This window comes from Agrobacterium vitis (assembly GCF_013337045.2).
Lineage (GTDB): Bacteria > Pseudomonadota > Alphaproteobacteria > Rhizobiales > Rhizobiaceae > Allorhizobium > Allorhizobium vitis_B.
The window spans coordinates 464,721-485,771 of sequence record NZ_CP118259.1 but is presented as its reverse complement, the minus strand read 5'-3'; the positions used below and the strand labels follow the sequence as shown (position 1 = coordinate 485,771).

At 58.2% G+C, this 21,051-nt stretch carries 21 protein-coding genes; 14 read left to right on the top strand and 7 right to left on the bottom strand.

The window, feature by feature from the left end; translation table 11 throughout:
• The first annotated feature begins 9 nt into the window (after positions 1–9).
• The 4 genes from ribB (at position 10) to G6L01_RS02205 (ending at position 2,884) form a co-directional block, all read left to right on the top strand.
• Positions 10–1,110: a 3,4-dihydroxy-2-butanone-4-phosphate synthase gene (gene ribB, locus G6L01_RS02220; protein WP_070167637.1), complete on the top strand. Its 1,101-nt coding sequence runs from the start codon at positions 10–12 to the stop codon at positions 1,108–1,110.
• A 90-nt stretch (positions 1,111–1,200) separates the two neighbouring features.
• Entirely contained in the window at positions 1,201–1,779 is a 579-nt protein-coding gene (locus G6L01_RS02215; RefSeq protein ID WP_156584296.1) for a nucleoside 2-deoxyribosyltransferase, read from the top strand.
• A gap of 238 nt (positions 1,780–2,017) precedes the next feature.
• Positions 2,018–2,323, top strand: a complete 306-nt coding sequence (locus tag G6L01_RS02210) for a hypothetical protein (protein WP_070167635.1) — start codon at positions 2,018–2,020, stop codon at positions 2,321–2,323.
• Between the two features lie 102 nt (positions 2,324–2,425).
• Entirely contained in the window at positions 2,426–2,884 is a 459-nt protein-coding gene (locus tag G6L01_RS02205; protein ID WP_070167634.1) for a cupin domain-containing protein, read from the top strand.
• Here the strand turns inward: G6L01_RS02205 and G6L01_RS02200 are convergent.
• Together G6L01_RS02200 and G6L01_RS02195 are read right to left on the bottom strand one after the other, a co-directional pair.
• Positions 2,874–3,047 carry a hypothetical protein gene (locus tag G6L01_RS02200; protein ID WP_156584294.1) on the bottom strand — a complete coding sequence of 58 codons (174 nt, stop codon included), beginning with the start codon at positions 3,045–3,047 and terminating at the stop codon, positions 2,874–2,876. The two genes, G6L01_RS02205 and G6L01_RS02200, sit on opposite strands and share 11 nt — an antisense overlap.
• Positions 3,048–3,116: 69 nt before the next feature.
• Positions 3,117–3,572: an Lrp/AsnC family transcriptional regulator gene (locus G6L01_RS02195; RefSeq protein ID WP_070167633.1), complete on the bottom strand. Its 456-nt coding sequence runs from the start codon at positions 3,570–3,572 to the stop codon at positions 3,117–3,119.
• 94 nt (positions 3,573–3,666) lie between these two features.
• Between G6L01_RS02195 and G6L01_RS02190 the strand changes: the two genes are divergently transcribed.
• Entirely contained in the window at positions 3,667–4,266 is a 600-nt protein-coding gene (locus G6L01_RS02190) for a LysE family translocator (protein WP_070167632.1), read from the top strand.
• Between the two features lie 25 nt (positions 4,267–4,291).
• Here G6L01_RS02190 and G6L01_RS02185 read toward each other — a convergent pair whose 3' ends face one another.
• Both G6L01_RS02185 and speB read right to left on the bottom strand, forming a co-directional pair.
• Positions 4,292–5,485, bottom strand: a complete 1,194-nt coding sequence (locus G6L01_RS02185; protein WP_070167631.1) for a winged helix-turn-helix domain-containing protein — start codon at positions 5,483–5,485, stop codon at positions 4,292–4,294.
• A 61-nt stretch (positions 5,486–5,546) separates the two neighbouring features.
• A complete protein-coding gene (gene speB, locus G6L01_RS02180; protein ID WP_070167630.1) occupies positions 5,547–6,503 on the bottom strand; it encodes an agmatinase in 957 nt (318 codons plus the stop codon).
• 136 nt (positions 6,504–6,639) lie between these two features.
• Between speB and G6L01_RS02175 the strand changes: the two genes are divergently transcribed.
• The 4 genes from G6L01_RS02175 (at position 6,640) to G6L01_RS02160 (ending at position 9,464) form a co-directional block, all read left to right on the top strand.
• The gene (locus G6L01_RS02175; RefSeq protein ID WP_070167629.1) at positions 6,640–7,320 is read left to right on the top strand and encodes an energy-coupling factor ABC transporter ATP-binding protein; all 681 of its coding nucleotides are present in this window, start codon (positions 6,640–6,642) and stop codon (positions 7,318–7,320) included.
• The gene (locus tag G6L01_RS02170) at positions 7,314–7,934 is read left to right on the top strand and encodes an energy-coupling factor transporter transmembrane component T family protein (RefSeq protein ID WP_081344261.1); all 621 of its coding nucleotides are present in this window, start codon (positions 7,314–7,316) and stop codon (positions 7,932–7,934) included. The genes G6L01_RS02175 and G6L01_RS02170 overlap by 7 nt, the downstream gene beginning before the upstream one ends.
• Positions 7,935–7,947: 13 nt before the next feature.
• The gene (locus G6L01_RS02165; RefSeq protein WP_070167628.1) at positions 7,948–8,511 is read left to right on the top strand and encodes a biotin transporter BioY; all 564 of its coding nucleotides are present in this window, start codon (positions 7,948–7,950) and stop codon (positions 8,509–8,511) included.
• Positions 8,512–8,600: 89 nt separating this feature from the next.
• Entirely contained in the window at positions 8,601–9,464 is an 864-nt protein-coding gene (locus G6L01_RS02160; RefSeq protein WP_337696142.1) for an aminoglycoside phosphotransferase family protein, read from the top strand.
• Here the strand turns inward: G6L01_RS02160 and G6L01_RS02155 are convergent.
• Complete coding sequence (locus G6L01_RS02155) at positions 9,449–9,850, bottom strand: acyl-CoA thioesterase (RefSeq protein ID WP_070167626.1); 402 nt, start codon at positions 9,848–9,850, stop codon at positions 9,449–9,451. The genes G6L01_RS02160 and G6L01_RS02155 overlap by 16 nt on opposite strands.
• An 83-nt stretch (positions 9,851–9,933) precedes the next feature.
• On the opposite strand from G6L01_RS02155, the gene G6L01_RS02150 reads away from it, so the two are divergent.
• From G6L01_RS02150 to dxs, 3 genes are all read left to right on the top strand, one after another.
• A complete protein-coding gene (locus tag G6L01_RS02150; RefSeq protein WP_070167625.1) occupies positions 9,934–10,869 on the top strand; it encodes a histone deacetylase family protein in 936 nt (311 codons plus the stop codon).
• Between the two features lie 2 nt (positions 10,870–10,871).
• Positions 10,872–11,123: an exodeoxyribonuclease VII small subunit gene (locus G6L01_RS02145; protein ID WP_070167624.1), complete on the top strand. Its 252-nt coding sequence runs from the start codon at positions 10,872–10,874 to the stop codon at positions 11,121–11,123.
• Between the two features lie 293 nt (positions 11,124–11,416).
• Complete coding sequence (dxs, locus tag G6L01_RS02140; RefSeq protein ID WP_070167623.1) at positions 11,417–13,336, top strand: 1-deoxy-D-xylulose-5-phosphate synthase; 1,920 nt, start codon at positions 11,417–11,419, stop codon at positions 13,334–13,336.
• A gap of 124 nt (positions 13,337–13,460) precedes the next feature.
• On the opposite strand, the gene G6L01_RS02135 is transcribed toward dxs, so the two are convergent.
• Both G6L01_RS02135 and G6L01_RS02130 read right to left on the bottom strand, forming a co-directional pair.
• A complete protein-coding gene (locus G6L01_RS02135; protein ID WP_070167622.1) occupies positions 13,461–15,401 on the bottom strand; it encodes a methyl-accepting chemotaxis protein in 1,941 nt (646 codons plus the stop codon).
• 1,140 nt (positions 15,402–16,541) lie between these two features.
• Positions 16,542–18,491, bottom strand: coding sequence for a methyl-accepting chemotaxis protein (locus tag G6L01_RS02130; RefSeq protein WP_070167621.1), 1,950 nt, complete (start codon positions 18,489–18,491; stop codon positions 16,542–16,544).
• A gap of 496 nt (positions 18,492–18,987) precedes the next feature.
• Between G6L01_RS02130 and G6L01_RS02125 the strand changes: the two genes are divergently transcribed.
• The gene (locus G6L01_RS02125) at positions 18,988–19,794 is read left to right on the top strand and encodes a TlyA family RNA methyltransferase (protein WP_070167620.1); all 807 of its coding nucleotides are present in this window, start codon (positions 18,988–18,990) and stop codon (positions 19,792–19,794) included.
• On the top strand, positions 19,791–21,047 hold the full coding sequence (locus G6L01_RS02120) for a class I SAM-dependent RNA methyltransferase (RefSeq protein ID WP_070167619.1): 1,257 nt from the start codon (positions 19,791–19,793) through the stop codon (positions 21,045–21,047). The genes G6L01_RS02125 and G6L01_RS02120 overlap by 4 nt, the downstream gene beginning before the upstream one ends.
• Positions 21,048–21,051: the final 4 nt, after the last annotated feature.

The following is a 21,051-nucleotide window of genomic DNA, read 5'->3' as shown; positions in this document are numbered from 1 at the left end:
GAACATATCATGAGCTATGAACAGACCCGTGTCGTTGACGCTATCCGGGCTTTTGAGGCCGGTGAAATCGTGATCGTCACCGATGATGACGACCGCGAGAACGAAGGCGACCTGATCGTTGCCGCCGTGCATTGCACGTCGGAGAAAATGGCCTTCATCATCCGCCACACGTCAGGCATCGTCTGCACGCCAATGCCGAAAGAGGAAGCCAAGCGGTTGAATCTCTCGGCTATGGTCGCCGAAAATGACAGCGCCCACACCACGGCCTTCACGGTCAGCGTCGATTTCAAGCATGGAACCACAACCGGGATTTCCTCTGATGACCGGACGCTGACGGTGCGCAATCTGGCCAATCCCAATGTCGGTCCTGCCGATTTCGTCCGCCCAGGCCATATTTTCCCGCTGGTGGCGCGTGAAGGCGGCGTGTTGATGCGCTCCGGCCATACGGAGGCAGCCGTCGATCTCTGCCGGCTGGCCAACCTGCCGCCGATCGGCGTGATTTCGGAAATGGTCAATGACGATGGCACGGTCATGCGCGGCCCGCAGGTCTCAGCCTTTGCCGAAAAGCACAAGCTGAAACAGATCTCGGTCGCCGACCTGATTGCCTATCGCCAGCGCAAGGAAACCCTGATCCAGCTGATGTCGACCTTTGACATCCAAACGCCTTACGGCCCGGCCAAAGCCCATGCCTATTCCCTGCCCTGGGACCCGATGCAGCATCTGGCCGTCGTGTTCGGCGACATCCGCGACGGTGTCGATATCCCGGTGCGTCTGCATCTGGAAAATGTCGGTGCTGATGTGTTCGGCGGCGCCCGCCAGATCGATAGCATGCTGAAACGGATCGCAGAAAAAGGCCGCGGCATTATCGTTTATCTACGCGAAGGCTCCGTCGGGGTTGGCGCCTCGACCACGGCCAGGGCTGGCATGCATGACCGCGAGGCCCATCAGGAAGCCCAGACCCGCGATAGCGAATGGCTGGAAATCGGCCTTGGGGCCCAGATCCTGAAAGATCTCGGCGTCACCTCGATCCGGCTGATGGCCTCGCGTGAACGCCATTACGTCGGCCTGGAGGGTTTTGGCATCAAGATCTCGGAAACCGAAATTGCGTAAGGCCTGGGCATACCCCTGATTTTACAATCGTCATAAAGCCTCGCAGACCGAGGTTGCGCGGAAGAATGATCTTTTCCAGGAACCCAATCCATGTCACTCAAGCTTTATCTCGCCGGTCCCGAAGTGTTTCTCGCTGATGCCCGCGAGGTGCTCGATGCCAAGGCTGAGATGACAAGGGCCTATGGGTTCGAGCCGATCTGCCCCGGCGATATTTCCATAGAACCGGCCCCGACCTTGCATGAGTTCGGATTGAAAATCAGTGCCGTCGATGAGGATATGATGAATCGGGCTGATGGGGTGATTGCCAATCTCACCCCGTTCCGTGGCATTGCCGCCGATCCCGGCACCGCGTTCGAGCTGGGCTATATGTGCGCGCAGGGCAAGCTCGTCGCTGCCTATACCAATATCGTCGACAATCACTATGCCCGCACCGCCGGATTTTATCAGGGCAAGGTGACGCTCGGTCCTGATCAGCGCAAGCGCGGACCGGATGGTCTGTCTTTGGAGGATTTCGATATGATCGAAAATCTTATGCTGCATGGGGGAGTTGAACGCCGTGGCGGGCCGATTTTTACCCATCAGGCCCAAGCAGACCAGCTCTATAGCGATCTGACGGCTTTCGAGCTTTGCCTGAAGGCATTGTCGGCGAAGCTTCCCACCGTAGTATAGTTTAAGTCTTGTAGGTCTCGAACGCCAAATAGTTGTATAATTCGAATTGATCTTTACAAATTCTAACAGAATTGGCGGAAAATTCCTATTTTCTCCAGTAGAAAATGTTGATAAAACTAGATCTAGTGCAAACGCCTCCCGTCTCCACAATTTCTCGGAAAAGCCGGACATGACGCAAGCCTCGCGCAAGCTTCGATCGTTAATAAAGGGTTAACGAAGCGAACAGAAAGGGCCTGCGATGAGGATCGACAGCAGCCTTGGCAATTCACAGTATCAGAGCCGCTACATTCATGGCGCGTCAAGCGTTGAGGATGTTGCCGTAGAGTCTGCGACCACGCCCCGCTCGCGCTCTGCCGGTGGAAACTCCACCAGCACGCTGTTGTCAGCTTCCCTGGCCAATGCGCTCTGGAGCCTGGATTCGACCAAGAAAACGGCTGGCGTAAAAACCAGCACCTCGACGGCCATCGACGAGGCAAAAGCGGCGTCTCCGATCCAACAGATCGAAGCGCATTATCTGGAATATATGGATACGGACGAGGAGTAGCCACGGCTCTGCCATGGCTACGCGAAAGAAGGGTGTGTGGCGGCACACCCTTTTTTGCGTTATCTATCGGTATGGAACAGCTGCAAAACGGTTGAGGGAACCATGCCTGTTATCAAAGCCGAAAACGCGCCGTTGGATATCGGCACCGCCGAGGGCATGAACGCTGAACTTGGGCCCTATAGCGCAAGGCGGTTAAGCGATGCAGGCGGCCTGACACAATTTGGCGCGCTCCTGGAAACATTGCCGCCCGGCTCCCGCTCATCTCATAAGCACTGGCATGAACAGGAAGACGAATTCCTCTATATGCTCAAGGGAACAGCCACATTGCTTGAAGGCGACGTGGTCACCGAGATGATGCCGGGCGATGCCGCAACCTTCAAGGCCGGTGTTCCCCTCAGCCATTGCCTGGAAAACCGCTCCAATGCGGATTGTGTCTATCTGGTGGTCGGCACCCGCTCGCCCGATGAGATCGTCCATTACAGCGACAAAGACATGGTCATGACCAAGGTCAATTTCGTCAAAACCCTGACGGATCGCGCTGGCAAGCCAATCAAGAACTGAGCCAGCCATCACCATACACGACCGCCTCCACGCCCTTAACTCGCGCAAGCCGGGTCAATTCCTGGTCGAGCGTTTCCAGCAGCAGGTCGAAGGGGCTCAGCACCGAATGCAGCCGGGCAGTTTCCGCAGTGTCACAAGCATGGGCAGGCTGATCTGTTAGCAACAAGCATGGCCTGTCGCCATCGCCTCATTCTCCTGACAGACCCATATCTTTCACGTTCGAATTTCAAATTCAGCCCGCGCGATCATCTTTGGAGGTTTCCATCACGATATAGGAGGTGATTGCATTTACATGGCTCTGAGTGCCGAGGACTTCGGTGTGAAAACGCTTATAACCAGCGAGATCGGCACTCTCCACCCGCAGCAGATATTCGAATGCCCCGGCAATGTTGTGACATTCCACGACTTCTGGAGCGATTGCCATTGCCCTCTCAAAGCCCTCCAAGGCTGCCTTGGTATGAGAGGAAAGGCCAATCATGACATACGCTGCAAAGCCACGCCCCATGCTTTCGGGGTCGGTGACGACACGATAGCCGCGGATCACACCACTCCGTTCCAGTTCTTGGACACGTCTAAGACAAGCTGACGGCGAGAGGCTGACCGCCTCCGCGAGTGCCACATTGCTGATCCGCCCATCACGCCTAAGTACGCGCAATATTTTCGTGTCCATTGCATCTATATTTGTCATTTATTGTCCATTTAGTCACGAAATTGAATATTTAGGTCAAAAATTGCGGAATTGTCCATCTATTATTGCGCAAACAAATAGAGGGAAAAGTCTCATGAACTTTGCTGTCTTAACGGCGCTTATCGGCTGCGCATTCGCCGCCACTATCACCCCGGGCCCGAATAATCTGATGTTGATGGCCTCCGGTGCTAACTTCGGCTTTCGCCGGACCATGCCGCATATGCTCGGAATCGTCGGAGGCGTGTCGGCCATGGCATTCCTCGTTGGAATGAGTCTAATGGCCGTGTTTGATGCTGTGCCCGCGTTAAACCTGGTGCTGACGATCCTATCCGTCGCCTATCTGATCTGGCTAGCCGCTAAAATTGCCATCGCAGCCCCCATCGAAGAGCAGGATGCTGGCAGCAACCCAATGACCTTTCTTGAGGCTGCACTATTCCAGTGGGTCAATCCCAAAGCATGGGCTATGTGTCTTTCGGCAGTTACACTCTATGCACCCGACCGCTCATTGCAGTCGGTCGTCATGGTGGCCGGCTCATTTGCGTCCGTTTGCTTCCCCGCAATCGCGGTTTGGGCGTGGCTCGGGACGGTGGTTCGGCGGTGGCTATCGAACAACACTCGACTGCGAATTTTCAATTGCACCATGGCCGCTTTGTTAGTTGCGTCGCTCTACCCAATTCTCGGTCTCGGAGCTTGAGCAGAACGACCTGCCTCCTAAAGGTTCAGCTAATGAGCCAACCATCACCATAAACGACCGCCTCCACCCCGGTAAATCGCGCAAGCCGGTTCAATTCCTGGTCGAGCTTTTCCAACCGTCCGGTCGATGGCCTTATGCCCGGCTCCAACCATAGCCGCTTCACGTCCAGTGTACCGGCCTTGCGGTTGGCTTTCATGTCGATCCGGCCCATCAGCCGGTCATTTTCCAGCAGCGGAAAGACATAATAGCCATATTGCCGTTTCGGTTCGGGTACGAAGACTTCGATCCGGTAGAAGAAGCCGAATAGACGCTCGGTGCGGGCCCGGTCGCGGATCAGCGGGTCGAAAGGGCTGAGCACCCGGATACGGGCGGGCGGCTCCGGGGCCACCAGCAAGGTGGGCAGGCGGTCTGCCAGCGCCAGCGAGGGGCGCGGCTTGCCGCCATCGGCGGGCGCGATCTCGATCTCTTCCAGATCAGCGCGATGGGTCTCCAGCCAGAGTTTTGCCTCCTGCGGGCTAACCAGATTCCAGAAGGCGGCGATTTCGCCCGACGTGGCAAAACCCAGACGGATCAGCGCTTCGCGGCAGGCCCAATCGATGAAAGCGTCATGCGTCACCTCGGCCTGCAAATGGTCCTGAAGAATACAGCGCTCCGTCAGATCATAAATCTTCTGAAAATTTTCCCGGCCGGAAATCGATAGCTTGCCGGTGCGCCAGAGAAATTCCAGCGCGGTTTTTGACGGATGCCAGTTCCACCAGCCGCCGGATTTATGGTCGCTTTCCTTCATGTCCCGCGACAAGGCCGGGCCGCCCTCGGTAATCCGCCGGTAGGTTTCCTCGAAAGCCGCCTCAAAGCCCGGCTCGCGCCAGGTGCGCCAGCGCTCCAGAATCCGGCTTTCCTCGCGCCGGAACCGATGTTTCCAATAGGGAAAGAAAGCCGAAGGCAGGATTGAAGCATCATGGGTCCAATGCTCGAACAACAACCGGTCCTGCTCAAGCAAAGCCGTCAGATCTTCGCGCCTGTACGTCTGGTGGCGCGAAAACAGGATCTGGTGATGCGCCCGCTCCACCGTGCCGATACTATCCACCTGCACGAAACCGAGATCGGTGATCAGCGCCAGCAGGCCCTGACGGCTCAACGCTCGCCCCGGTGGCCGGGAAAGCCCCTGCCGCTCCAGAAAAATCCGCCGTGCTGTCCTGTTGTCTATCCCTATCGCCATGAGCTGACGATAAGATACGTTCTCTTTTTGTTCAAGGAAATTTTCGTTGGAATACAGGCTTTCACCGCCGATCCGCCACCGCTTTCGCCATGATACAGAGCAATTCGAACATCATCGTGGCACCGGCCAGCGCCGTCATACCGCCGACATCGAAGGGTGGCGCGACTTCCACCACATCGGCACCGACGATATTGACGCCCTCCAGCAGCCGCACCATGGCCTGCACTTCGCGGGTCAGAAAGCCGCCGATTTCCGGTGTGCCGGTTCCAGGCGCCATCGAGGGGTCGATGCAGTCGATATCGAAGCTGACATAGGTCGGTCCATCACCGGCAATGGCGCGGGCTTCTGCCATCACGTCTGCGACGCTGCGGGCGACGAATTCCTCCATATAGATGATGCGGATGCCCTGGTCCTTGGCCCATTGATGCTCATCGACTTCGTAATTGGAACTGCGAATGCCGATCTGCACCATGCGTTTCGGATCGAGAAGCCCCTCTTCGATGGCGCGGCGAAAGGGCGTGCCGTGGGTAAAGCGCTGGCCGCCGAAATAGCTGTCATTGGTGTCGGAATGGGCATCGAAATGAATGAGCCCGACCGGCCGCGATTTGGCCACTGCCCGCAGCACCGGCAGCGTGGTCAGATGGTCGCCCCCGGCGCAGAGCGGCAAAGCACCGGCAGCCACAACTGCCGCCACGCCGTCTTCTATCTGTTGCAGCGCCAGCATCAGGTCGATGGGGTTGACGGTCACATCCCCCGCATCGGCAATATTGGCAAGGCTGAACGGCTCGATTTTCGAGACGTGATGCACCCGGCGCATCAGGCTGGACTGGTTGCGCACTTCACGCGGACCATGGCGGGCGCCAGCCCGGTTTGTGGTGCCGCCATCCCAGGGAATACCGATCAGCGCGATATCAAGTCCTTCAGCCGAGGTGACAGCAGGCAGCCGCATGAAAGTGGCATGTCCGGCAAAACGCGGCACTTCAGCGGCATCGACAGGCTGGTGAAAGGATGAGGTCACGTGCGGGGTCCTTGGGTGCAGGTCGGATAGCCCATCCGAGCAAATCTCAAGACGGCTGTAAATGGGGAAAACCCGGATTTGCCTTTCCCGGCGCCCGGGCTATAGAACAGGGCAGCAATGATAGGGTATCGACATCGTGCAGATCCATTTCGACCAAGCTGGCGCCAGTTTTGATGGCCATGTGGCGCTGGAGCCGCTGACCATCACCTTCGACGAACAGCGGATCGGGGTGATTGGCCTGAACGGCTCGGGCAAGTCCACCTTTGCCCGTCTGATCAATGGCCTCGTCAAGCCGAGCAGCGGACATGTAACGTTGGATGGGCTGGATACGGTGAAAAATGCGAAGGCCGTGCAGGCGCGGACCGGCTTTATCTTCCAGAACCCAGCCAACCAGATCATCCTGCCGCTGATCGGTGAGGATATTGCCATGGGGCCGAAATCCCGTGGCCTGAAAGGCAAGGCGCTGGACGATGCCGTGGACAACGTTGCTGCAAGGCTCGGCATAACCCATCTGCTGCGCCGCCGCCCGCATGAACTATCCGGCGGCGAGCTGCAATTGGCGGCGCTGGCCGCTGTTCTGGTCAACCGGCCCGACCTGGTGATTTTCGACGAACCGACCAACCAGCTCGATTTGAAAAACCGGGCGCTGGTGGCTGGCACCATCGAGGCGCTGGAGGAACAGGCGCTGGTGATCAGCCACGATCTCGATCTGGTTGCCGGGTTTTCGCGGGTGCTGGTGTTTCACCGCGCCAAGCTTGCCTTCGATGGTCCGGCCAGCGATGCCATTGCCCGTTACCGCGAGATCGCCGCATGTTGAACAGCCTTCATGTCGAGGGCAATAGCTGGCTGCATCGGATGCCGGTTGGGACGAAGCTGGCCATCCTGATGGTGTTTGGCCTTGGCCTGGCGTTCAGCCTGTCCATGCCGCTCCAGGCCACGGCAGCCAGCGCCACCGGCGCGCTCTATTTCAGCCTGGGGCTTGGCGCACGGGCGGCCTTGCGGCGCATCCGCCCGATGCTGATCAGCATTGCCGTGCTTGGCCTCTTCAACATCTATGCGCTGGATCTCATCACCTCGGCAACGCTAACACTGCGGCTACTCGCCATCCTGTTTCTCGCCTGCGCCATCACCGCGACGACCTCGCTTGGCGCCTTCATGGAGACGCTTGACCGGTTGCTGGCCCCGCTTGATCGGCTGGGTCTGGTCCGGGCCGCCGATATCAGCCTGGCACTGGGGCTGACGCTGCGCTTCGTGCCTGACATCGCAGACCGTTATGAGGCGCTGAAGGCCGCGCATCAGGCACGTGGCATTCCCGTGCGGCTGCACCGGATGCTGGGACCGCTGTTTATTCTGGCCTTGAAAGAGGCCGATTCCATCGCCGAGGCCATTGACGCCCGCGGCATTCGCCGTCACGAAAAGAGAACAGACTGATGAGGAGATCACCATGACCACGCGAGACCTGGTTCTGATTGCACTGTTTGCCGCCATCGTCGTTGTCCTCGGGCTTATTCCGCCCGTGCCGCTCGGCTTCATTCCGGTGCCGATCACCGCCCAGTCGATGGGCGTAATGCTGGCCGGCTGCATCCTCGGTGCCAAGCGCGGGGCCTTGGCCTATGCGCTGGTCGTCCTGCTGGTGGCCATGGGCCTGCCGGTTCTGTCGGGCGGTCACGGCGGCCTGAACGCGCTGTTTGGTGCCACCGGCGGCTATATTTTCGGCTGGGTTCTCGGTGCTTTCGTCACCGGCCTTGCGGCTGAACGTTTTGCCCGCGCCTCGTCCACCGCCAGCGGCCAGACAATCGGCTTCTTTGCCGCCAGCATTCTCGGCGGTATCGGCGTCGTCTATGCCTGCGGCATGCCCTGGTGGAGCTTTGTGGCCGGCACCCCGATCGACAAGGTACTGATCGGCTCGCTGGCCTTCCTGCCCGGCGACCTGATCAAGGCCGCCATCGCCGCCCTTGCCGCCCGCGCCGTCATGGTCGGCTATCCGCTGCTGCCAAAGCGGGCGTAAATTTCTGTCATCTTTCCCGCGTATAGCATCCGCAAAGCAAAACGGCGGTTCCGGTTATGGATGACAGGCTGACAATTTCAGTGGAATTGGTGCAGCGTTTGATCGCTGACCAATTCCCGCAATTTTCATTGCTGGCCATCCAGCCGATCATACCAGGCGGTTGGAACAATCGCAGTTTCCGCCTTGGCTCCGAGATGATCATCCGTATGCCGAGCGCACAGCGCTATGAACAGCAGGTGGAAAAGGAGCAGCGCTTCTTGCCAATGCTGGCGCCACATCTGCCGCTTCCCATTACTGAACCAGTCGCAATGGGCCGCGCGGATCATTCCTACCCTTTCTCCTGGGGCATCTATCGATGGATTGACGGCGAAACGCCCTTGCCGACATGGATCGCAAACAGCGAGCAATTTGCGGTCGATCTCGGTGAATTTCTAAGAACACTTCATGGTCTTGACGGAGCCAACGGCCCGCTGGCCGGACCTCATAATTTTTATCGCGGCGGCTTGCTCGCAACCTATGATGAAGAAACCCGCACGACCATAACCAAGCTCGGCACCGACATCGATACGTCCCGCGCGACCGCGCTATGGGATCAGGCCCTTGCCAGTCATTGGCAGAGACCGCCGGTCTGGCTGCACGGCGATATCGCTCCCGGCAACCTGCTGGTCAAAAACGACCGGCTCTCTGCCGTGATCGATTTCGGCTCCTGCGGCACCGGTGATCCGGCCTGCGATCTCGCTATTGCCTGGACCATGATGGATTCCGTGGCTGCCAAGGTCTTTCGCACAACCCTTGGCCATGATGAGGCGACATGGGACCGAGCGCGTGGCTGGGCCTTATGGAAAACACTGATTACCTTGCAAAAACAAATAGAAACGCCTGAGACGGGCGCAACGGAAACCCAAGCCATGCTTGACCGCATCCTTGGATCAGATTTTCACGGCAACCACTGATACAGCCAATCCCTCAGCGCTTCCGATAGCGCCACCGGTTCGGCACTGTCTTTGTTCACAGCCGTCCAGGTGATCTCGACATCGGCGGCGCGGGTTTTGCCGCTTTCAACCGCAATGGCGAAGCCGACGGATTTGCCGCCGATCTTGTCCACCTGCACGGTGAAGCGCAGCGCATCGCCCGGTCCCAGCATCTCAAAGAGCCGCGCCTCGAATTTGGTGGCGCGAAACTCCGGCTCCTGATCTTCTGCGGGCCGTGCCTGCCAGAAGCGGTGGAGCGCTTCTTCACACAGCGCCAGCAGCGCGCTGTTGTTCAGCCGTCCACCCATGCCGACATCGCGCAGGCCGATCACCGTTTCGGCCACGTCCAGCCGTTCTCTTTTCGCCATTGCCCTTGCCCTCCATGCCGTGATCGCTCATGTAATGGAAAAGAGATTGGTCGCGCAAGTTTGGTGCGGCAGGAGGATGCGTGATGACAACCCGGCTCTATGAAAACCCGATCTTTCTGGAACACAACACGCCGGAGGGCCATCCTGAGCGGGCCGACCGGTTGCGCTCGCTGAATATCGCCCTGGAGCATCCGAATTTTTCCGCCCTGGAGCGCCATCAGGCCCAGCAGGCCAATGAGGATGCTGTCATGCTGGCCCATCCCGAAGAGCATTTCATCGCCGTCATGCGGCAGGTGCCGGAGGAAGAGGACCGCATCAACCAGCTGGAAGCCGATACCTATGCCTCGCAGAAAAGCCTGCAATGCGCCTTGACCGCCATCGGCGGGGCAATGGCCGCCGTGGACGATGTGATGACCGGTGCTGCCGACAATGTGTTCGTGGCAGGCCGTCCGCCCGGCCATCATGCGGAAAAAACCAAGGCGATGGGCTTTTGCCTGTTCAACACGGTGGCGATTGCTGCCCGCCATGCCCAGCAGGTCTATGGTGTCGAGCGGGTCGCCATCGTCGATTGGGATGTGCATCACGGCAATGGCACCCAGGATATTTTCTGGGACGATCCATCCGTGCTGTTCTGTTCCACCCACCAGATGCCGCTTTATCCCTGGACAGGCAAGAAGGATGAGGTTGGGCCGCACAATACCATCGTCAACGCGCCACTGTCGGCCAATAGCGGCTCGGACCATTTCCGCGAGGCGTTCAAATCGCGGGTGCTGACCGCTATCAATGATTTTTCCCCGGATCTCATCCTGATTTCCGCCGGGTTTGATGCCCATCACCGCGATCCGCTGGCGCAGATCAATCTGGTTGGCGAGGACTTCGACTGGGCAACTGGTCGGCTGATGGAAGTGGCCGACCGCTTTGCCAAAAACCGGGTCGTCAGCCTGCTGGAAGGCGGCTATGATCTGGAAGGCTTGGCCGAATCGGCTGGCATGCATATTTCGAGATTGATGAAGGGTTGAGTATGACCGACACCGCCGCCACCGATATTGCCGCTTATTCCTTTGAAAAGGCCGTGGCCGAGCTGGAAAGCATCGTGGCGCGGCTGGAGCGCGGCGATGTGGCGCTCGACGAATCCATCTCGATTTACGAGCGCGGCGAGTTGCTGAAGAAACATTGCGAGGCATTGCTCTCGGCAGCTGAAAACCGCATCGAGAAAATCCGGCTGGACCGGGCCGGCAAGCCTGTTGGTGCCGAGCCGCTGGACAAGGAATAGGCCTGATCCTGGCAGGCCCGCCGCAAGGAAGATGCGTTTCTCCCTTTGCCGAAGGACATTTAAGTCCTATATGCATCAATAGGGCAGTTTTGCTGGATCTGCCCAATCATGAACCTGGACCTCCTGTTTGACAGCGGCGCTCAGCGCCTGGGAAACCAACAGGATTTGCGGGAAAATGACATTGAATACTGTATGATTTCCCCCATTCATGGACCATTCAGGCCGTGCAGTGCATTCGGGAGGAAACTTGTGCAGCCGATAGTCTGAATGAAGAGAGAAAGAGGCTGGAGCCTGTGACATCGAAGCCAAACACGCCGTTGCTGGATCAGGTCGTGTTTCCGTCCGACCTTCGCAAGATCGAAGACAAGGACATGACGCAAGTGGCGCGTGAACTGCGCGACGAGATGATCGATGCCGTGTCGGTGACCGGTGGGCATCTGGGCGCCGGGCTTGGCGTGGTGGAACTGACGCTCGCCATCCACAAAGTTTTCAACACCCCGGAAGACCGGCTGATCTTCGATGTCGGACACCAATGCTATCCGCACAAGATCCTGACCGGGCGGCGTGAGCGCATCCGCACGCTGCGCCAGGAACATGGGCTTTCGGGCTTCACCAAGCGAGCAGAGAGCGAATACGATCCATTTGGCGCAGCCCATTCCTCCACGTCTATTTCCGCAGGCCTTGGCATGGCCGTGGCAGCCGAGCTTGGCCAGACCGACCGCAAGGTCATCGCTGTGATCGGCGACGGCGCCATGTCGGCGGGCATGGCCTTTGAGGCGCTGAACAATGCTGGCGCGCTGGATGCACGGCTGATCGTCATTCTCAACGACAATGACATGTCGATTGCCCCACCAACCGGCGCGATGAGCGCCTATCTGGCGCGGCTTGCCTCCGGGCGCACCTATATGGGCATGCGCGAGATCGGCAAGAAACTCACCGCCTATCTCGGCAAGAATATCGACCGGGCCATTACCCGCGCCGTCGAACATGCACGCGGCTATGTGACCGGCGGCACGATGTTTGAGGAAATGGGCTTTTACCATATCGGCCCGATCGACGGCCATTCCTTCGATCACCTTCTGCCGGTGCTGCGCAATGTGCGCGACAATGCCAAGGGGCCGGTGCTGATCCATGTGGTGACGCAGAAGGGCAAAGGCTATGCGCCCGCCGAGGCCGCTGCCGACAAATATCACGGCGTCAACACGTTCGATGTCATCACCGGCACCCAGGCCAAGGCCAAGCCGAATGCGCCGAGCTATACCGCCGTGTTTGCCGATGCGCTGGTGGAAGAAGCCCGCCATGACGATAAGATCGTCGGCATTACCGCCGCCATGCCATCCGGCACCGGGCTCGACAAGCTGAAAACCCTGTTCCCGGAACGGACCTTCGATGTCGGCATTGCCGAACAGCATGCCGTGACCTTTGCCGCAGGCCTTGCCGCCGAGGGCTATAAGCCATTCTGCGCGCTCTATTCTACCTTCCTGCAACGCGGCTACGATCAGGTCGTCCATGACGTTGCAATTCAGGGCTTGCCAGTGCGCTTTCCCATCGACCGCGCCGGTTTCGTCGGCGCCGATGGTCCGACCCATGCCGGATCGTTCGATACCGGTTTTCTGGCCAGCCTGCCTGGTTTCGTGGTGATGGCGGCAGCGGATGAAGCAGAGCTGAAGCATATGGTGCGCACCGCCGCCGCCTATGATGAGGGTCCGATTTCCTTCCGCTATCCACGCGGCGAAGGCGTTGGCGTCCAGATGCCGGAGCGTGGCGAGATTTTGCAAATTGGCAAGGGCCGGATCATCAAGGAAGGCTCGAAAGTGGCGCTGCTGTCCTTCGGGACAAGGCTGGCCGAATGTCTTGTCGCAGCCGAAGATCTCGATGCCGCTGGCCTGCCGACGACTGTGGCCGATGCCCGTTTTGCCAAGCCGCTCGATCTCGACCTGATCCGCCAGCTTGCCCGCCATCATGCCGTGCTGATCACGGTCGAGGAAGGTGCTGTCGGCGGTTTCGGATCTCAGGTCCTGCATATGCTGGCCAATGAAGGCCTGCTCGACCACGGCCTCAAAGTTCGCAGTCTGGTTCTGCCGGATCTGTGGATGGATCAGGCCAAGCCTGACGTCATGTATGAAAAGGCAGGCCTCGACGCCAAGGGTATCGTTTCGACGGTGTTCACGGCGCTGTCACTTGATGCCTTGGCCCAGGATAGCCTGGCTTAAAGATAGCATCGGCGGCCCTTCAGCGGACGATACTCCGGATAGTGTTAAATACCAAAACGCCGCTGACGATTAAGCCAGCGGCGTTTTGTTGACTTACACCCACCAAGCATGGTGGACAGTTCGATCAGAATTCCGACCATTCCTGTTTCACGGCGGCGGACGATGCACCTCCGCCGAAGGCCTTGCCGATCTTGGAGGCAAGAGCACGGGCGGGAGAAGCAACCGGACGCTGCGATGGGCTGGCAACTGCCGGATGTCCGGCAAATGACCTCCGACCCGCAAGCTGGAACTGGCTTACAAGCGTCTTCAGACGGTTGGCTTCGGTGGCAAGAGCGGCAGCGGCGGCGGTCGATTGCTCGACCATGGCCGCATTTTGCTGCGTCGTCTGGTCCATCTGGTTGACCGCCGAATTGACTTCCGCAAGACCGGTGGACTGTTCCCTTGCCGATGTAGCGATTGCTTCCATCAACTGGTTGATCTGGACCACGTGATCGCCGATCGACTTCAGGGCAACACCGGTTTCACGCACCAGCTTGACGCCGCTATCGACTTCCGAAGAGGAGTTCTGGATCAGACCCTTGATTTCCTTGGCAGCCTGGGCAGACCGTTGCGCCAGCTCACGCACTTCCTGGGCAACCACCGCGAAGCCCTTACCGGCTTCACCAGCACGCGCTGCCTCGACACCGGCATTCAGTGCAAGAAGGTTGGTCTGGAAGGCGATTTCATCGATCACGCCGATGATGTTGGAAATCTGCTGCGAGCTTTCCTCAATCCGCTTCATGGCGTTTTCGGCCTGATTGACGACTTCCGACGACCGCACGGCGTTCTGGGTGGCGGTAATTGCAACGGAACGGGCCTCTTCAGTGCGCTGCGAGGAATTGGTCACATTGACGGTGATCTGGTCAAGCGCCGCCGCTGTTTCTTCCAGGGCAGCGGCCTGCTGCTCGGTCCGCTTGGACAGATCGTTGGTGCCATCGGCAATTTCACGGGTGCCGTTTTCCATGCCTTCGACGGTCTGGAGAACGGAGCCAATTGTCGTTCCGAGTTGTTGCAACGATGCATTGAAATCCTGACGCAGCGATTCATATTCAGCAGCGAAGGGATCGTTGAGCTGGAAGGAAATATCGCCCTGCGCCAGCCGCTTCAGGCCTTCACCGAGGGTTTGCGTCGCAAAGCGGAGATTCACCGCTTCTTGCTCCGCACGCTGCTGATGAGCAGCCTGGGTCTGCGCCGTTTCCTGGCGGCTGACATTAGCCTGCTCTTCCAGCTGGCGATTGGCAATGGCATTTTTGCGGAACACTTCAACCGCATCGGCCATATGACCGACTTCGTCGCGGCGGCCAATGCCGGGGATGTCGATTGCTGTCTCGCCGGTCGCCAACGCACGCATCGAAGCCGTGATCCGGGTCAGTGGCGCAATCATGCCCTTGTTGAGGAGCAAAAGCGAAAAACCGATCAGCAAGACAAGCAACCCGCTGCCTATCAGGATATTGCGGCGCGCATCATAGGCGGCTTCGTCGGCAGCTTTCTGGCGCACGCTGAGAAGCGCGCTTTCCTCGTCGGCAATGTCCTTGGCCTTGGCGCGTATACCATCCATGTAGGTCTTGCCTGCACCGGAAATTTCCAGCTGGCGGGCCTGATCGCGGGTCGCCGGGTCTTTCATCAGGGCAAGTTCCTTGGCAACGACTTTCGCTTGCCAATCCTGAACCATGGCATCCAGGTCGGCGAGACGCTTCTGCTGGACCTGATTGTCAGATGTCAGGCTGCGAACAGCTGCGTAAGCATCGGCATAATTCTTCAAGCCTGCCTTTTGCGGATCAAGGAATTTCTCATCGGCTTCCGACAAAAGATAGGCGCGAATACCGGTTTCCTGATTGACCATGGCGGCAACGATGGCGTCCATCTTTTGCAGCACTTGATAGGTATGCACCGTCCATCCCGACGATTGCTCCTGATTGGAGAGCGAACCCCAGCTGACCACATTCACAACAAGACTGACAGCAAGTAAGATTGCAAATGTCAGACCAATTTTTGCTACGATCCGTATATTATCCAGAATTTTCATCGTCCAGTTCCCTCATTCGCGAACTTGAAGAGATGAATTCTTTCAAGAGGCGAGGCGTTGCTATCTCAAAACATGATTATTTGGGCGACAGTCCAGCATCATGCCGGGATAAACACAATCTTGGGAATCCCCCTCCCTTGATTGCAACTCGTCACTCGGTTTTTAGATTTATTGTATATGCATTAAAAAATCTATAATAATATAAATACATTCGCATCATCGAGAAGCACAACCGCTAAACATTGAAGAAAATACATATGAATATGCCTAGTATATAATCTACCCAGACGCGAATAATGTTTTTTATTTCAATTTTTGGATATGTCGCATTCCCTATACATGAAACATATTTTCCGCATCCCCAAGTTGAAACATAAAATATTATTCATGGCTGAATATTTATTCATGCTCATTTAGTTACTTTCACTTTACAATTTAACTTTGACAAAAATCAATTTTGCGCTCCATGTGCCGATGCATATCAAACCGCTTATAATTTGCATTTTTGACCAGCAAATAATTGGAATCATTTAAAAAAACGCTGGAAAATGAGAGAGTGATCCTACCTCAGTAAAATTGACGTCTATCAAAAGATACGTTCTACGAGTATCGAGGGGAAAAATGCTTACACTCCTGGACGACAGGCAAAGGCTTTTCATTGTCGAAGCCAAGGAAAAGCCTTTGCCCTTCTCCATCAACTCCCGACTGTAAAATGATAGCGAAGATTTCAAACCTTCAATGCTGATGATTGTCACGCTGGCAATTGCGGTAGCTCGACAGCATCGGCTGCATCGCTCAATGCTGCGTTGAACCGACCTGAAAGGAGGAAGACCCGTAGCGTTTCGGGCTTCCCCTCCACCTTCTAATATAAAGGCTCTGACATGCTGACGCATCCTCGCCTTGAAGGCATTGCAAATATCTCAAATGCATTACAGCGAACCTTTGTGCGCCATATATGGCGCACAAAGGTTCGCTGTAGCTCTTTATATCTGCTGCATAATTTTCAAAAGGAATACGAAGAGTCATCTTCAATGACTCTTCGTATAAGAGTGGCGGGGAGGTTGAACTCGTCATCCTCTATCTTTTGGGTTCAGTTTGTCTCTTCGGGAAACGTGGGCCCCATTTTTCCCAAGACAAACTCTAGAATTCCGACCATTCCTGTTTGACGGCTGCCGCCGCTGTGCCGCCCCCAAAGGCCTTGCCGAGCTTGGAAACCAGCGAGCGAGCGGGAGAGGAAACCGGACGCTGCGATGCAGCGCTGGAGACAGGATGAGCCTGACCCACCGAGGCGGTATATTTCGCCATTTCCGGACCATCCTCCAGCTTGAACTGGCGCAACAGATCCATCAGCGCATCGGCTTCCGAGGCGAGCGTATGGCTGGCTGCGGTCTGCTCTTCCACCATGGCGGCGTTTTGCTGCGTGCCCTTGTCCATGTCGGTGACGGCCACGTTGATCTCCGAGAGACCCGTCGATTGCTCCCGCGAAGCGGTGACGATGGCCGTGACATTTTCGCTGATGTGCTGGACAGCCGTGACGATCTGCTCCAGTTCGCGGCCGGTCTCTCCGACCAGCGACACGCCTGCCCCAACCTGGGCGGAGGATGCACTGATCAGCACCTTGATTTCCTTGACGGCCTTGGCAGAGCGCTCTGCCAAGGCCCGCACTTCCTGGGCCACCACGGCAAATCCCTTACCTGCATCGCCGGCGCGGGCCGCTTCCACTCCGGCATTGAGCGCCAGGAGATTGGTCTGGAAGGCAATATCCTCGATGACACCGATGATATTGCCGATTTCGCCGGAGGACTTCTCGATCTCGGTCATGGCGGCTACGGCGTTTCTCACCACTTGGCCGGAGCGTTCAGCACCGGTGCGGGTGGTGGCCACCAGCTGGCCGACATCTTCGGCGCGCCGGGCGCTGTCTTTCACGGTGCGGGTTACCTGCTCAAGGGCGGCTGCGGTTTCCTCCACAGAGGCCGCCTGTTGCTCGGTCCGCTTGGCCAGATCGTCGGCCGACGCACGGATTTCCGCCGCCCCGGCGTTGATCGCCTGGGCATTGGCGCCCACCGTTTTCAATGCGGCCTGCAACTTGGCAAGGGATTCGTTGAAATTCACCCGCAGCCCATCCAGCCGCTCGACAAAGGGCATGGTAAGGCGATGGGCGACATTGCCGTTGGCGAGTGCCGAAAGCCCTTCCGCCAATTGCACGACAACGAAGGAAATTTCGTCGGCTTCCTGCTGTTTCTGGGCCTGGGCGGCCTGCTGTTCATCTTCCGAACGGCGGCGCATGGCATCGGCTTCCTCGGTCAGGCGCAGTTTTTCAATCGCCGCATCCTTGAAGACCAGCACGGCTTTTGCCATCCGGCCCACTTCATCGGCGCGGTTGATAGCGGGAACATCGACACCATGATCGCCGGAGGCCAGCTTGCTCATCGCGACAGTCATACCGGTGATCGGGTTGACAATGGAACGCGCCAGAAGCCAGATCAGCAGGACGGCCAATCCGCCGGCGAGCGCGCAACCGGCCAACAACGCCAGTTCAAGACGCGACTGCGCATCGCGCTGGATTTCCCGCTGCTCGTTGCCCATCGACACCACCACGGTCTTTGCCTTGGCGGCGGCATCGCGAAACGCATCCAGTTCGCCCTTTGATGCATAGACACGAGTGATCTCTTCTATCATCTTCCCGCTTTTGCGGGCTTCCAGCTGGGGCAAGACCAATTGTGTATGAAATCTGTCGGCCGCCGTCTTGATATCGTCCAGCATGGACTGAACGGCCTGATGACCGGCAGCGGCAGCACGGGCCTCATCCATGGATTTCAGCATTTTGTCGCGGCTGTCGAAGACGGCCTTATAGGTGCTGTCGGACCCCAAAAGCAGATAGCCCCGTTGATTGACCGCCTCTTCCAGCATCGCCTGGAGCGTCAAATCCAGCGCGTAACCGACCTGTTCGATCTGGGCATGTTCTTCAAGCGCCGCCTTGACCTGCCGGCCCTGGAGAAAAACCACGGCAGAAGCAATGAAGCAGCCCGCCATGATCGCGACGAAGGTCAGGTAGAGTTTTTTGCTGAGGGACAAATCCTGAAAAGACATGGGGGCCTGCTTCCTATTCTCACTGCATTTGAGCGGCAGCGATTGCCGCGCGCCATGTGAAAGCCCGATACTCAGGTAGGAAACGTCACAAAGCCGCGAAAAAGCGATCCAAACCTATCAGGCGTGGATGTCACGATCCGGCTATTCGACGTCATCCTTGCCAGGACCTTTTCAGATCCCGGAGACCATCCCTGGCTTTCATTCGAGGCGAGTATTGCCGCAGTGGGTCTAAAAAAGTGTTACAGCTGTACCGTGAATAAGCACATGTACACATTTGACCACCAATTCCGAACCTCGGGCTTGTGTGGATTTGACGAGTGTTAAAAAAGACCTGTCCGAAAGTATCAGAGTAGGCCTCCTGCCCCTGCCCAAGCCTTGTCCAATTGCCGCAGTTTTCCTCTTGTGGAACGCGGAAAGCGATGGCAGCGATCGTACGGCCTAGCCTGACAAGGGCAAGAGGCTTGCAAGTCGCAGCATAAACCGGCATTGACGGGGCATGACCCAATCGCCAAACCCCCAATCGCCAAGCTCCCAATCGTCGGAACCCCAACGTCTCGACCAGTTGCTGGTTGCTCTCAATCTTTTCGCCAGCCGCTCGCGCGCCCGCGACGCCGTGCAGCGTGGCGGCGTCAAGGTGAACGGCCGCATAGTGACCAAGCCGAGCCTGACCTTCTCCCCTGATGTGACGATCGAAATCGACGATCCGGCCCAGGATTACGTGTCGCGCGCCGCGCTGAAGCTGGTGGCTGGCCTCGATCACTTCAAGCTCGACCCCAAGGACCAGATCTGTCTCGACGTCGGTGCGTCCACCGGCGGCTTTACCGAAGTGTTGCTGCATCGCGGCGCCGCCCATGTGATTGCCATTGATGTCGGCCATGAACAGTTTCATCCCCGGCTGGAAAGCGATCCCCGCACCACCAATATCGAAGGGCTGAATGCCCGCTATCTGGAGCCGGAGGATATCGGCAATCAGGAGTTTACCTTCCTGGTCTCCGATGTGTCGTTCATTTCGTTGAAACTGGCCCTGGTGCCTGCTCTCGAAATGGCCGAGCCAGGCAGCCATTGCCTGCTGCTGGTCAAGCCGCAATTTGAGGCGGGCCGCGAGGCCATCAGCAAGGCGGGCCTGCTGAAGGAGCCGGAAACCGCGCCGCTGGTCGCTGCCGAGCTGGAACGCTGGTTGAGCGAAGACATGGGCTGGACAAGCCTTGGCCTGATCCCCTCGCCGATTGCCGGGGGCGATGGCAATGTGGAATTCCTGCTGGCAGGGCGAAAGCCGGAAGAACAGCCTGAGGACGCAGAATGAGCACCGAAACCCTGACGATCAACAGCCTCGGCGCCCAGGGCGATGGCATTGCCAATGGTGCGGACGGCCCGGTCTATGTGCCATTTTCCCTGCCCGGCGAGCGGGTGGCTATCGCCCGCGTCAAGGACCAGGGCACGATCATGTCGATTGCCTCGGCCTCGCCGGAGCGGATCGAGCCGGTCTGTCGGCATTTCGGCCCTGACGGGGTCGGCGGAACCTGCGGCGGCTGTTCGCTTCAGCACATGGAAAAATCCGCCTATAACGAATTCAAACGCTCAACATTGATCGCGGCGCTGAAATCCAAGGGCATCGAGACCGAGGTAAACCCTCTGGTCGAGGCCTTTCCCGGCGAACGGCGGCGGCTGGTGTTCACGGCCCGCAAACGCGAAAAGGGCCTGTTGATCGGCTTCAACCAGGCCGCGTCCCGCCATATCGTCGAGCTGGAGGAATGTCCCGTCACATCCGCGGGCATTCTCGCCCGGCTGGATGACCTACGCGCTATTGGAGCAGCGATTGCCACCGGATCGGATCATTTCCGCATGACGGTGACGGAAACCACCACCGGGCTGGACGTGTCGCTTGACGGCGTGCGGGGCGGCCTGCCGGACCGCGAGCGCCGGGCGATTACCGAAGTGGTGTTGAAAATGCGCGGCGTGGCCCGCGTTTCCGTCAATGGCGAAATCGTCATTGAACCGCATAAGCCGATGCTGGATTTCGGCGGGGCGCTGGTCGCCATGCCGCCCGGCACCTTTACCCAGGCAACCCGCCAGGCCGAAGAGGCCATGACCGCCTTGGTCCTCGACCATGTCGGCAAGGCCAAGCGGGTGGCGGATCTGTTTTGCGGCATCGGCACATTTGCCCTGAGACTGGCCCGCCAGGCCCAGGTTCTCGCGGTCGAATCCGACGAAAAGGCGGTGAAGGCGCTGGATCTGGCCGCCCGCAACACCAAGGGCCTGAAGCCGATCAAGGCCGAAAAGCGCGACCTGTTTCGCCGCCCGCTGATGGTTTCGGAACTGAAGGGGCTGGACGCCGTGGTCTTCGATCCGCCACGGGCCGGAGCCGAGGAACAATGCGCCGAACTCGCCCGCTCGCAGGTGAAAACCATCGTCGCCGTCAGCTGCAATGCGCTGACCTTGGCCCGCGACCTGTCAATCCTGATGGCTGGCGGCTACCGCATTACCGCCGTCACGCCCATCGACCAATTCCTCTGGTCGCCGCATGTCGAAGTTGTGGTGGCCCTGACGAAGGCCTGAGACG